Source organism: Bradyrhizobium sp. UFLA01-814 (assembly GCF_046718885.1).
In the GTDB taxonomy this organism is placed as follows: domain Bacteria; phylum Pseudomonadota; class Alphaproteobacteria; order Rhizobiales; family Xanthobacteraceae; genus Bradyrhizobium; species Bradyrhizobium elkanii.
The window spans coordinates 1-12175 of the sequence record NZ_JAQOSR010000098.1 but is presented as its reverse complement, the minus strand read 5'-3'; the positions used below and the strand labels follow the sequence as shown (position 1 = coordinate 12175).

The following is a 12175-nucleotide window of genomic DNA, read 5'->3' as shown; positions in this document are numbered from 1 at the left end:
TCATGCGCTGGCTGAAATTCACCGCCGCGGGTACGACTTCCTGGGGCCTCGTCGAGGGCGACACCGTCACCACCGTCAACGGCGATCCGTTCGGCGAATGGAGCAAGACGGCGAAGACGCATGCGTTGAAGGACGTCAAGATCGAGCTGCCGCTGATCCCGCGCACCTTCTATTGCGTCGGTCTGAATTATCTGAAGCACCTCAAAGAGGCCGCCGACAAGGCCGGCACCGTGCCGAACGTGCCTGACCGTCCCGAGATCGGATACCGCGCGCAGAACGCGCTGATCGCGCATGACGAGAATGTCGTGATCCCGGCTGGTGCCACCGAGAAGATCCATTACGAGGGCGAGCTCGTCGTCGTGATCGGCAAGAAAGCCAAGCACCTGACCGAGGCCAACGCGATGGACTGCGTGTTCGGCTACACCATCGGCAACGACGTCTCCGAACGGAGCTGGCAGAAGGCCGATCGCGGGCTGTGGCGTGCCAAGAACGCCGACACCTTCAAGCCGATGGGCCCGTGGATCGAGACCGACGTCGACCTCGACCGCATGGAGACCGCGATCCGCGTCAACGGCAAGGAGACCGGCTGCTTCCGCACCAACGAGATGATCTTCGGCATCGTGCCGTTCCTCGTCGAGCTTTCGAAATACTTCACGCTGTCGCCCGGCGACGTGATCTGGATGGGCACCGACGGCGCCTCGCCGGACCTGAAGGACGGCGACGTGGTCGAGATCGACATCACCGGGATCGGGACATTGCGGAACCAGTTCGTGAGGGAGAAGGTGTGAGGCACGCCGCGCCGCTTTAGAGCCGTCATCCTGAGGTGCTCGCGAAGCGAGCCTCGAAGGATGCACGGCCCCGCTCCATCCTTGCGTCGAGAGCCGGGCCGTCGTGCTTCGAGGCTCGCTGCGCTCGCACCTCAGCATGACGGTGATGGAGCTGGTCGCTTCTCTCTCCATTCGTCGTCCCGGCGAAGGCCGGGACCCATAGCCACAGGGTTGAATTGTTGAAGAAGGCTGCGGCCACGGCGTCGCGCAACAATGAGCATCGGTGGTTATGGGTCCCGGCTTTCGCCGGGACGACGGCGAGTTTGTGGCTCGGTCAGTGAGTCGTACGTCCGCATTCTCGCGACATGAACCGTCCAAACCTTGCATTTCGTTTCGCCGCTCTCGCAGCGGCAAGCAAAACATGCTGCGTAGGATGGGTAGAGCGAAGCGAAACCCATCGTCTCGAATCCACTGCACGACGATGGGTATCGCTTCGCTCCACCCAACCTACATTTGGCTCACCGCCCAGCCCGCGGCCTGCTCTTCACGTGATCGATGAAGGCGCGCAGCTTCGGCATGATCTGGCGGTGGCCGGGATAGTAGAGGAACACGCCCGGCGTGGTCGGCGCGAATGGCTCCAGCACACGGACGAGCTTCTTCTCCTTCACGGCGCCTGATACCAGCGGTGCGGGCACTTGCGCCAGTCCGACACCTTCGACCGCCGCGCCGACCAGCGTCGGGAAATCATGGCCGATGAAGGATCCCGACACGGCAAGCTCGATCGAACGGCCATTGTCGTTCAGCGACCATGGCGCGAGGCCACCGTTCGATCGTCGCAAACGGAGGCACGCATGCGCGCGCAAATCGTCCGGGCGTTTGGGGCGGCCGCGGCGCGCGAGATAGTCCGGGCTGCCGACGATGGCAAACGGGAACGGCTTGGTCAGGCGAACCGCGACCATGTCCGGGTTGATGAACTGGCCCATGCGGATGCCGGCATCGAAGCCTCCGGCGGCGAGGTCGACCAGTTCCTCGCTGGCGGCGAGCTCGACCTCGATCTCGGGATAGGCCTTGCAGAACGAGGCGATCAGCGGCTCCAGCAGGATCGGCACCACTGAGCGCGGCACGGTGAGGCGCAACAGCCCCGCTGGCTTCTGCCCGAGCTCGCGCGCCGCCCCGCTCGCCGCGACCAGCTCCTCGAATGCCGGTCTTGCACGCGCCAGAAATCGTTCGCCGGCGTCGGTCAGCCCGACGCTGCGGGTGGTGCGGATGAAGAGCACAGCGCCGAGGCGCGCCTCGAGCGCGCGCACCGCCTGGCTGATCGCCGATGGCGTGACGCCGAGCTCGGCCGCCGCGCGGCGAAAGCTGCGGTGCTGGGCGACGGCCAGGAATGCCTCGACGCCGTCGAGCGCGCCCTGCCGGACTGTGAAGTTTTGCTTCATGGCCTGTGAACATTATCGCGAATAGTCGCTCGCGGAAAGCCGCCTTACATCGGAGCCACAAGCGGCGGCAACGCGACACGCGCTGCTCACGCGACATCACGACATCCGTCGTGAACGGAGACCTGCGACCGATGCAAGCAATCCGTCACACAGTCCTGGCTCTCACCCTCACTTTGACAGGCACCACTTCCATGACCGCTCCCTCCCCTGCCCAAGCTCAAGCCCAAGCCCAAGCCACCTCCACCGTCACCACCGGCGTGATGGTCATCCTCACCGCGAAAGCCGGCGTCACCCGCGATCAGGTGATGGCCGTGATGCCGGACGAAATCCGGCAGACCGTGCAGCTCTATCTCAACGGCAAGATTCGCGAATGGTATTCGCGGTCCGACGGACGCGGCGTGGTCCTGCTGCTCGATGCCAAGGATGCCGCCGAGGCGCACGCGATCATGGAGGGTCTGCCGTTGTCCAAACTCGATCTGATGGATCACGAGTACATCGGGGTCGGCCCGCTGCTGCCGCTCCGCCTGTTACTCGCCAGGCCCTAAGCGCGTTTCGAGCGAACCCAATCGACAACAGAAGGGAATCCGCCGATGCCCCCGGGCTTCAATCTTCCATTCGTCCTCAGCGTCGCCGGTGCGTTTCTGACAAGTGCTGTCGTAGCCGTCACCTATGTCTGGCCGGCGGTCCGCGCGATGCCACGTGATAACGCGCTCAGACTGCTCGCAGCGTTCCATGCGTTCAGGTTCCTGGGCATGAACTTTATGGTCACCGGGTTCGTGTCGCCGCAGTTGAGCGCGGATTTCGCGGCTGAGGTCGGATGGGGCGATCTCGCCGCGGCCGGTCTCGCGCTGCTTGCCATGGCCGCGCTGTCCTGGCGCTGGGCGATCGCGATTCCGATCGTCTGGGTGTTCAACGTCTGGGGCACGCTGGATCTGCTCAACGCCTATTACAACGGCGTGAAGATCGGCGATCCCGGCCTGTTCGGCGCCGGCATCTACATTCCGGCTCTCTACGTGCCGCTGCTGCTGGTCAGCCATGTCATGGTGTTCATGCTGCTGATGCGCGCCAAATCGGCGGAACAAGCATAATGATGCGTAGGATGGGTAGAGCGCAGCGAAACCCATCGCTTCCAACCCGCGGCACGAGTGATGGGTTTCGCTGCGCTCTACCCATCCTACGAAGCGCTGCAACGAGCTAAAACGGCAATGCCACGCCGGTCTTGATCTCCTTCAGGATCACGTTGGTGCGGACGTGGCGGATGCCGGGGATGCGGAACATGAACTCGTCCAAGAATCTATTGTAGGCGTCCATGTCGCGCACCACGACGCGCAGATGATAGTCGGCGTCGCCGGTGGTCGCGAAACATTCCAGCACCTCGCGGCGCTTCATCACCCGCGCGACGAACTCGTCGACGAATTTGACGTCGTGCCGCTCCAGCGAGACGTGCAGGATCGCCGAGGTCGCAAAGCCGGCGCGCTCGCGCGCCACCAGCGCCGAATAGCCCGAGATGACGCCGGACTCTTCCAGCGCACGGACCCGGCGCCAACAGGCGGAGGTCGACATCCCGACGGTTTCCGCAAGCTGCTGGTTGGTGGCGCGGCCATCCTTCTGCAGCTCGGCGAGGATTTTCTCGTCCTGCTCTTCGACCATTGCGGGGACTCCGGTTTGGTAGATTCTACCGAATTATATCACTCTCAGCAATATCCTACCGATTTTTCCGCGACGAATGAATGGATAGGTAAGACCTACCAGCCCCACAGGCATAGCCTTGTCGGATCAGACATCGCGATTCCCGGAGGGTCAATCATGGGCCAGATGCCGTTGCTCGACGCCTACCAGCTGTCCGAGCGCTACAGCCGCGAAAATGGCCGCGTTTTCCTCACCGGCACACAGGCGATCGTGCGCATCGTGCTCGACCAGGCGCGGCGCGACCGCGCCGCCGGCCTCAACACCGCGGGCTTCATCTCCGGCTATCGCGGCTCGCCGCTCGGCGGCGTCGATCTCGAACTGTGGAAGATCGGCGAGCAGCTCAAGGACAACCGCATCGAATTCCTGCCCGCGGTCAATGAGGACCTCGCGGCGACCGCGGTGCTCGGCTCGCAGCAGGTCGAGACGCAAAGGGATCGCGAGGTCGATGGCGTGTTCGCCCTGTGGTACGGCAAGGGCCCCGGCGTCGACCGCTCCGGCGATGCGCTGAAGCACGGCAATGCCTACGGCTCCTCGCCGCATGGCGGCGTGCTTGTCGTCGCCGGCGACGACCATGGCTGCGTGTCGTCCTCAATGCCGCACCAGTCCGACGTCGCCTTCATGAGCTGGTTCATGCCGACGCTGCATCCGGCCGATGTCGGCGAATATCTCGCGTTCGGCGAATATGGCTACGCGCTGAGCCGGTTCTCCGGCATGTGGGTCGGCTTCAAGGCAATCTCGGAGATCGTGGAATCCGGCGCCTCGGTCGAACTGCGGCCGCCGCGCCGTTTCGTGCAGCCGGATTTCGTGCCGCCGGCCGGCGGCCTGCATTATCGCTGGCCGGATCTGCCGGGCCCGCAGATCGAGGAGCGGCTGGAGGCGAAGAAGCACGCGGTCTACGCATTCGCGAAAGCCAATCCGATCGACCGCCACATCTACGACATCAAGGGAGCGCGCTACGGCATCGTCACCACGGGCAAGGCGCATCTCGATTTGATGGAGGCGCTGCGGCTGGTCGGGCTCGACGAGGCGGCCTGCCGCCGCTTCGGCATCGACATCTACAAGGTCGGCATGGTGTGGCCGCTCGCGCTGCACGATGCGATGGAGTTCGTGAAGGGCAAGCGCGAGATCCTCGTGGTCGAGGAGAAGCGCGGCATCATCGAGAGCCAGTTCAAGGAGTATTTCTACGACTATCCCGGAGCCAAGCCGGAGCGGATGGTCGGCAAGCATGACGAGAGCGGCGCGCGGCTGATCTCCTGGACCGGCGAATTGTCGCCGCGCATGCTCGCCGACGTATTGGCGCGGCGTCTCGACCCGATGTTTCCGGAATTGCAATTGGCCCGCCGCGTCGCCGCGCTGGTGCCCGAACAGGACCGCATGATCGCGGTGCCGGGCGCGACGCGGACGCCGTATTTCTGCTCGGGCTGCCCGCACAACACCTCGACCAAGGTGCCGGAAGGCTCCAAGGCGCTGGCCGGCATCGGCTGTCACTTCATGGCAAGCTGGATGGACCGTGAGACCTCGTCGCTGATCCAGATGGGCGGCGAAGGCGTCAACTGGGCGGCGTCGTCGAAATTCACCGGCAACAGCCACGTGTTCCAGAATCTCGGCGAAGGCACGTATTATCACTCCGGCTCAATGGCGATCCGGCAGGCGATCGCCGCGAAAGCCAACATCACCTACAAGATCCTGTTCAACGACGCGGTGGCGATGACCGGCGGCCAGCCGGTCGATGGCCCGGTCAGCGTGCAGGCGATCGCTCACTCTGTCCGCGCCGAGGGCGTCGCGCGGATCGCGCTGGTGTCGGACGATCCCGCGCATTTCTCGCCGGCCGACCTGCCCGCCGGCGTCACCATCCATCCGCGCGAGGAAATGGACGCCGTGCAGCGCGAGCTGCGCGCGATTTCCGGCGTCACCGTGCTTATCTATCAGCAGACCTGCGCCACCGAGAAGCGGCGGCGGCGCAAGCGCGGCACGATCGAGGATCCCGCGCGCTTCGCCTTCATCAACGACCTCGTCTGCGAAGGCTGCGGCGACTGCTCGGTGGAATCGAACTGCCTCAGCGTCGAGCCGAAGGAGACGCCGTTCGGCCGCAAGCGCCGGATCAACCTCTCGACCTGCAACAAGGATTTTTCCTGCCTCAACGGCTTCTGCCCGAGCTTTGTCACCATCGAGGGCGGCAAGCGGCGGGCGAAGACGGCAAGCGCGATCGATCCGCTCGCGCGCGCGGCGGCACTGCCGGTGCCGGAGCTCGCGGCGCTCGAGCGTCCCTACGATCTCCTCGTCACCGGCGTCGGCGGCACCGGCGTCATCACCGTCGGCGCGCTGATCGCGATGGCCGCGCATCTCGAGGGCCGCGGCGTCTCGGTGCTCGACTTCACGGGCTTCGCGCAGAAGTTCGGCCCCGTGCTGAGCTATCTGCGGCTGGCGGCTACGCCCGAGGCGCTGCATCAGGTGCGGATCGACCAGGGCGCGGCCGACGCGCTGATCGGCTGCGACCTCGTGGTGAGCTCGTCGGCGAAGGCGTCCGGCACCTATCGCCAGGGGATGCGCGCTGCGGTCAATATCGCCGAGATGCCGACCGGCGACGTGGTTCGGTTTCGCGATGCCGACCTCGCCTCGCCGGCTCGCTTGCGCGCGATCGAGCGGGTGATCGGGTCGGGCAACCTCACCATGATCGACGCCAACGCGCTGGCCGAGCGGCTGCTTGGCGACAGCGTCTATGCCAACATCATGATGCTCGGCTTTGCCTGGCAGCGGGGCCTGGTGCCGGTCTCGCTGGAGGCGCTGACCCGCGCGATCGAATTGAACGGCGTCGCGATCGAGCGCAACAGGCAGGCGCTGGCCTGGGGCCGCATCGCCTTTGCCGATCCGGATTTCCTGCCGAAGGCTGACGGTGCCTCGGCCAATGCACCGGAGACGATCGAGCAGATGATTGCGCGCCGCGCGGATTTCCTCAGTGAGTACCAGGACGCGGCTTACGCCGCGCGCTATCGGACCACGGTCGATCGCGTCCGCCGCGCCGAGGCCACGCTGAGCAGCAGCCGCGACGGAGGTGCGCCCCCTCTCCCGCTTGCGGGGTCCGAGGCGAGCGAAGCTCGCTCTCGAGGTTGGGGTGGGGGTCTCACCACGAATCGTATCGCGGAGAGAGCCCCCACCCGGATCGCATCTGTCGATGCGATCCGGCCTCCCCCGCAAGCGGGAGAGGCGGACGGGGCACGCGGACAGATCGAATCAAGCAGACAAGATCTTCCCCTCACCGACGCCGTCGCCCGCGCGCTGTTCAAGCTGATGGCCTACAAGGACGAATACGAGGTGGCGCGGCTGCATATGCAGACCGGCTTCCTTGACGAGCTCAAGCGCGAGTTCGACGGCGACTTCACGGTGCAATATCACCTTGCGCCGCCGTTCCTCGCGGCGCGACGTGATGCACGGGGACGGCCGAAGAAGCGCGCGTTCGGCCAATGGATCCAGACGCCGCTGCGGTTGCTCGCGCGGCTCAAGGGGCTGCGCGGCACGGCGTTCGACGTGTTCGGTTACAGCGCGGAGCGCCGCGCCGAGCGCGAGCTGATCACATGGTACGAGGCGCTGATCGAGACCATGCTCGGCAAGCTCGACAAGGCACGGCTGCCCGATCTGGTCGCGCTGGCAAAGGCGCCGATGGAGATTCGCGGCTATGGGCCGGTGAAGGATGCCGCGATCGAAAAGACCAGGGCGGAGGCCGCGCGACTCACCGCGCGACTTGCCTCCGCCCCGTCAGACCAAGGCGACGGCTCAGGCCGCCGCGCGGCGCTTGGCGGGTGATATCAGGCCGACCACGACGGTCGCGAGCACCGCCACGACGATGTTGAGCAGCAGCGCGCCGAACCCGACATAGAAGCTGTAGCTGGAATCGCCGAACGAGATGCTGGCAAGCGGCTTCAGCCCGTTGCTCCACGCCGTATACGTGCCCCAGCCGATGCCGGCCGCCCAGCCGAGCAGCAGCCCTTCGGCGCGGAACCAGACGGTGAACAGCCCGAACACCAGCGCCGGCAGCGTCTGCACGATCCAGAGGCCGCCGAGCAGTTGCAGGTCGAGCGCATATTGCGTCGGCAGGAACAGGATGAAGGCGAGTGCACCGACCTTGACCACCAGCGATGTGATCTTCGCCACCGACGCCTCACCCGCGTGTGTGATGTCCGGATTGACATAGGACTTCCAGACATTGCGGGTGAACAGATTGGCGGCGCCGATGCTCATCACCGCCGCCGGCACCAGCGCGCCGATCGCGATCGCCGAGAATGCAAAGCCCGCGAACCATTCCGGGAACAGCGTCTTGAACAGCATCGGCACCACGTCGTTGGGCGAGGTCACCTTGATGCCCGCGGCATGGGCCATGTAGCCGAGCAGCGCGATCAGGCCGAGCAGCAGCGTATAGGCCGGCAGCAGGATCGCGTTCTTGCGGATGGTATCCGCCGACTTCGAGGCGAAGATGCCGGTCAGCGTGTGCGGATACATGAAGGCCGCAAGCGCCGAACCCAGCGCCAGCGTCGCGTAGGGCAGATATTGTGAAGGCTTCAGCGTCAGGCCGGTGGCGCCGCCCTTCGCCGTGAAGGCGTCGTTGGCGGCCGCGAACACCGCGCCATAGCCGCCGAGCTTTGCCGGCACCACGACCACGGCAGTCAACACCACGATGTAGATCATGATGTCCTTGACGAAGGCGATCAGCGCCGGCGCGCGCAGGCCGGAGCTATAGGTATAGAGCGCGAGGATCACGAAGGCGGCGATGATCGGCAGTTCGCCGGACAGCCCCATCGCCTTGATCACGACCTCCATGCCGATCAGCTGCAGCGCGATGTAGGGCATGGTCGCGACCAGGCCGGTCAACGCCACCGCAAGCTCGAGCGCGCGCGAGCCATAGGCGCCGTGGACGACATCGGCGGCGGTGACGTAGCCGTTCGCATGCGCCTTCTTCCACAGCACCGGCATGACCGCGAACACGAAGGGATAGACGATGATGGTGTAGGGCAGCGCGAAGAAGCCATAGGCGCCGACCGCATAGACCAGCGCCGGCACTGCGATCACGGTGTAGGCGGTGTAGAAGTCGCCGCCGACCAGGAACCAGGTGATCCAGGTGCCGAACTGGCGGCCGCCGAGGCCCCATTCGTCGAGATGCTCGCTGACCGGGCCGGATTTCCAGCGCGCCGCGAAGAAGCCCATCACGGTGACGAGCGCGAAGAAGAAGACGAAGACGCAGAGCGCCACCCAGGCGATGTGATCGGTCATGGCTGTCCCCTCACCGCGGCTCGTCGGCATCAGGCCGGCGGCTGCGATAGACCAGCCAGATCAGAAGCGAGGAGATTGGCACCCAGGCGAGCTGGTACCAGTAGAAGAAGGGAAAGCCGAACAGGGTGGGCTCGACGAAATTATAGAACGGCACCCACAGCAAGCCGATGAACGGCAGCAGCAACAAAATCCACATGGCCTACTCTTTGACGCAAGACACAGCTCAAGGCGGCAGGTTCCGCTGATCATGGCAGCGATCCAGGAACCGGTTCGTTGCGTCTAGAATCACGGTTACGGCAATGCGACGCAAAAAGATGTGATCGTCACCTGGCGCATGCCGCCTATTCGGCCTTGATGCCGGCGTCCTTTATCACCTTGCGCCAGCGCGCCTCCTCGCCGGCAAAGTAGCGGTCGAGCTCGGCCGGCGGTGAGGCCACCATCACGAGGCCTTCATTGACGCTGAGCTTCTTGAAGGCCTCTGCCTGCACCGCCTTGGCTGCCGACTTGTTGAGGCGGTCGATGATGTCCGGCGGCGTGTTGGCCGGCGCGTAGAGGCCGTACCAGGATTCCGCGACATAGCCGGATGCGCCGGCTTCCGACACCGTCGGCAATTGCGGGAACGCGGCCGAGCGCTCAGCCGATGTCACCCCGATCGCGCGCAGCTGCCCGGCCTCGACCAGCGAGGCGCAGCTTGCCACCGTGGTGAACATCACCTGAATCTGGCCGCCCAAGAGGTCGGTGATGGCGGGCGCCGCGCCCTTGTAGGGCACGGTGGTGAGATTGACCCCGGCCATGTGCTTGAACAGTTCGCCGGCGAGATGCGCCGAGGTGCCGGTGCCATAGGTGCCGTAGGACAGCTTTTCCGGATCGGCCTTCGCGGCCGCGATCAAATCGGCGATCGACTTGATCGGCGAAGCCGGATTGACCACGACGACGTTGAACGAGCGCGCCACCAGCGCCACGGGCGCAAAATCCTTGTGCGCGTCATAGGGCAGCTTGCTGGTGAGGCTCGGATTGACCGCGTTGGCGAAGGTCGCCATCAGCAGCGTGTAGCCGTCGGATGGACTCGCCGCAACGCTCTGAGTGCCGATGATGGTGCCCGCCCCCGGCTTGTTCTCGATGATGACGGTGACGCCGAGATCCTTCTGCATCTCCTGCGCCAGCGTCCGCGCCACGACATCGGTGCCGCCGCCCGGCGCGAACGGCACCACGATCTTGACGATGTGGTCGGGATGGGCGGCGCGCGCCGGCACGTGCAGCAGGACATTTGCTGCGATCGCGAACAGGAGTGATGCGAGGAGACGAAGCGGCATGACGGGCCCCCGGCAGGTGAGGCGATCTTCATACACGCAACGGCTATGCAACGGCTGCCGGGTGGTCATGACGCGGAAGGAACGTCGCACTATTAGTCCCGTCATCCTGAGGTGCGAGCGGAGCGAGCCTCGAAGGATGAACGGCCAGCAGCCGGGCCGTGCATCCTTCGAGACGCCGCTGCGCGGCTCCTCAGGATGACGGTGATGAAGGGCGCACGCGTGCCATCATCGCAAGCATCCGCGCACCTTCGCTCACGAATACGGATTGATCAGCTTCTGCTGCTCGGTGGCGTGACGGACCAGGAGGTCGATGAAGGTGCGGACCTTCGCCGAGAGGTGATGGCGGTGCGGATAGACCGCGTTCATCGTGAGCTCGACCGGCCGGTATTCGGGCAGCAAGCGGACCAGTTGTCCCGACTCCAGCTCGTCGCGGACCAGGAAGCCGGCCGCGAGGAAGACGCCGACGCCGGCCAGCGCCGCGAGCTTCAGGGTTTCGCCGCTGTTGGAGATCAGATTTCCGGAGACCCGCACCGCGGCCGGCGTGCCCTTGCGGTCGGCGAAGCGCCACTCGTCGCCATAGGGGTAGTTGGCGTGACGCATGCAGTTGCGCGTGGAGAGATCGGCCAGCAGCGTTGGCTTGCCGTTCTGCTCGATATAGCCGTGCGAGCAGCACAGCACGTGGCGCCAGGTCGCGATAGTGCGCACGATCAGGCTGGAGTCCGGCGGCGGCACCATGCGCACGGCGAGATCGTAATTCTCGTCGATCAGATCGGCATTGCGCTCGCCGATCGTGAGATCGACCTTGACCTCGGGATAGGTGGCGAGGAACTCGGCCACCGCCGGCGACAGGAACTGGACGAGATGGGTGTTGGTGAAGATGCGCAGCGTGCCGCGCGGCACCGATTGCTGGGCGCCCGCGATGTCGTCGGCCTGCTCGATATCGGCGAGGATCTGAACGCAGCGGTCGTAATAGGCCTGGCCGACCTCGGTGAGGCTGACCTTGCGCGTGGTGCGGTTGAGCAGCCGGGCGCCGAGCCGGTCCTCCAGCGACTGCACGTGGTTGCTCACCATGGTGGTGGACATGTTGAGCTTGCGGCCGGCGGCGGAGAAGCCGCCGGTATCCACGACCCGGACGAAGGCGGTCAGGCTGGTCAGGCGATCCATTCGGCAAGGTCCGGATTATCAGCGCTGGCTTGATAATGCTTCCAGTTTTATCGGGATTATCACAGCGGGGAGGACATTGCATCTAAGGGCCGTACTGGGCGCCCTTTCTGGAAGGACGCAAATGTTCGACCCGGAGGATGTCATGTCGACCACCACTTATGTCCCTGAAGAATCGGAAAAAATCGGTCTCTGTCCGTCACGGAAAACGGTCAAGCGGGTGGCGCTCGGGCTCGTCGCGATCATCGGCGTCGCCGTGGCAGCCGACTTTGGCTACGACTACCTCACCACCGGCCGCTACCTCGAAACCACCGACGACGCCTATGTGAAGGCGGACTCCACGATCATCGCCCCGAAGGTCTCGGGCTACATCGCCAGGGTGCTGGTCACCGACAACCAGCCGGTGAAGGCCGGCCAGCTGCTGGCCGAGATCGACGACCGCGATTACCGCACCGCGCTCGGCCAGGCCAGGGCCGATGTCGACGCCGCCACAGCCTCGGTGCGCAACCTCGATGCCCAGCTCGAATTGCAGCAGCCGATCATC

At 65.1% G+C, this 12175-nt stretch carries 11 protein-coding genes; 5 read left to right on the top strand and 6 right to left on the bottom strand.

The annotated features are described in order from the left end of the window. The first annotated feature begins 2 nt into the window (after nucleotides 1-2). Nucleotides 3-788 carry a fumarylacetoacetate hydrolase family protein gene (locus PMN64_RS26560; protein ID WP_028341136.1) on the top strand — a complete coding sequence of 262 codons (786 nt, stop codon included), beginning with the start codon at nucleotides 3-5 and terminating at the stop codon, nucleotides 786-788. Between the two features lie 497 nt (nucleotides 789-1285). On the opposite strand, the gene PMN64_RS26555 is transcribed toward PMN64_RS26560, so the two are convergent. Next, on the bottom strand, nucleotides 1286-2206 hold the full coding sequence (locus tag PMN64_RS26555; protein WP_411782767.1) for a LysR family transcriptional regulator: 921 nt from the start codon (nucleotides 2204-2206) through the stop codon (nucleotides 1286-1288). Nucleotides 2207-2397: 191 nt separating this feature from the next. On the opposite strand from PMN64_RS26555, the gene PMN64_RS26550 reads away from it, so the two are divergent. After that, the gene (locus PMN64_RS26550; protein ID WP_411782766.1) at nucleotides 2398-2751 is read left to right on the top strand and encodes a hypothetical protein; all 354 of its coding nucleotides are present in this window, start codon (nucleotides 2398-2400) and stop codon (nucleotides 2749-2751) included. 45 nt (nucleotides 2752-2796) lie between these two features. Continuing rightward, the gene (locus PMN64_RS26545) at nucleotides 2797-3294 is read left to right on the top strand and encodes a hypothetical protein (RefSeq protein ID WP_411782764.1); all 498 of its coding nucleotides are present in this window, start codon (nucleotides 2797-2799) and stop codon (nucleotides 3292-3294) included. Nucleotides 3295-3400: 106 nt separating this feature from the next. On the opposite strand, the gene PMN64_RS26540 is transcribed toward PMN64_RS26545, so the two are convergent. Further along, a complete protein-coding gene (locus tag PMN64_RS26540) occupies nucleotides 3401-3856 on the bottom strand; it encodes an Lrp/AsnC family transcriptional regulator (RefSeq protein WP_028341140.1) in 456 nt (151 codons plus the stop codon). A gap of 156 nt (nucleotides 3857-4012) precedes the next feature. On the opposite strand from PMN64_RS26540, the gene PMN64_RS26535 reads away from it, so the two are divergent. Further along, nucleotides 4013-7696, top strand: a complete 3684-nt coding sequence (locus tag PMN64_RS26535; RefSeq protein ID WP_411782763.1) for an indolepyruvate ferredoxin oxidoreductase family protein — start codon at nucleotides 4013-4015, stop codon at nucleotides 7694-7696. Here PMN64_RS26535 and mctP read toward each other — a convergent pair. The 4 genes from mctP to PMN64_RS26515 form a co-directional block, all read right to left on the bottom strand. Next, the gene (gene mctP / locus PMN64_RS26530) at nucleotides 7667-9157 is read right to left on the bottom strand and encodes a monocarboxylate uptake permease MctP (RefSeq protein WP_411782762.1); all 1491 of its coding nucleotides are present in this window, start codon (nucleotides 9155-9157) and stop codon (nucleotides 7667-7669) included. The genes PMN64_RS26535 and mctP overlap by 30 nt on opposite strands. Before the next feature lie 10 nt (nucleotides 9158-9167). After that, the gene (locus tag PMN64_RS26525; protein WP_028341143.1) at nucleotides 9168-9353 is read right to left on the bottom strand and encodes a DUF3311 domain-containing protein; all 186 of its coding nucleotides are present in this window, start codon (nucleotides 9351-9353) and stop codon (nucleotides 9168-9170) included. A 145-nt stretch (nucleotides 9354-9498) separates the two neighbouring features. After that, nucleotides 9499-10470: a Bug family tripartite tricarboxylate transporter substrate binding protein gene (locus PMN64_RS26520; protein ID WP_411782761.1), complete on the bottom strand. Its 972-nt coding sequence runs from the start codon at nucleotides 10468-10470 to the stop codon at nucleotides 9499-9501. 252 nt (nucleotides 10471-10722) lie between these two features. Next, nucleotides 10723-11634: a LysR substrate-binding domain-containing protein gene (locus PMN64_RS26515; RefSeq protein ID WP_411782760.1), complete on the bottom strand. Its 912-nt coding sequence runs from the start codon at nucleotides 11632-11634 to the stop codon at nucleotides 10723-10725. 142 nt (nucleotides 11635-11776) lie between these two features. Between PMN64_RS26515 and PMN64_RS26510 the strand changes: the two genes are divergently transcribed. After that, a partial coding sequence (locus tag PMN64_RS26510; RefSeq protein ID WP_411782775.1) for an HlyD family secretion protein occupies nucleotides 11777-12175 on the top strand: 399 nt, incomplete at its 3' end.

Excerpts from the sequence above, each read along its gene's own strand:
- PMN64_RS26560 (WP_028341136.1), top strand. The coding sequence starts at position 3 with ATGCGCTGGCTGAAATTCACCGCCGCGGGTACGACTTCCTGGGGCCTC.
- PMN64_RS26555 (WP_411782767.1), bottom strand. The coding sequence starts at position 2,206 with ATGAAGCAAAACTTCACAGTCCGGCAGGGCGCGCTCGACGGCGTCGAG.
- PMN64_RS26550 (WP_411782766.1), top strand. The coding sequence starts at position 2,398 with ATGACCGCTCCCTCCCCTGCCCAAGCTCAAGCCCAAGCCCAAGCCACC.
- PMN64_RS26545 (WP_411782764.1), top strand. The coding sequence starts at position 2,797 with ATGCCCCCGGGCTTCAATCTTCCATTCGTCCTCAGCGTCGCCGGTGCG.
- PMN64_RS26540 (WP_028341140.1), bottom strand. The coding sequence starts at position 3,856 with ATGGTCGAAGAGCAGGACGAGAAAATCCTCGCCGAGCTGCAGAAGGAT.
- PMN64_RS26535 (WP_411782763.1), top strand. The coding sequence starts at position 4,013 with ATGGGCCAGATGCCGTTGCTCGACGCCTACCAGCTGTCCGAGCGCTAC.
- mctP (WP_411782762.1), bottom strand. The coding sequence starts at position 9,157 with ATGACCGATCACATCGCCTGGGTGGCGCTCTGCGTCTTCGTCTTCTTC.
- PMN64_RS26525 (WP_028341143.1), bottom strand. The coding sequence starts at position 9,353 with ATGTGGATTTTGTTGCTGCTGCCGTTCATCGGCTTGCTGTGGGTGCCG.
- PMN64_RS26520 (WP_411782761.1), bottom strand. The coding sequence starts at position 10,470 with ATGCCGCTTCGTCTCCTCGCATCACTCCTGTTCGCGATCGCAGCAAAT.
- PMN64_RS26515 (WP_411782760.1), bottom strand. The coding sequence starts at position 11,634 with ATGGATCGCCTGACCAGCCTGACCGCCTTCGTCCGGGTCGTGGATACC.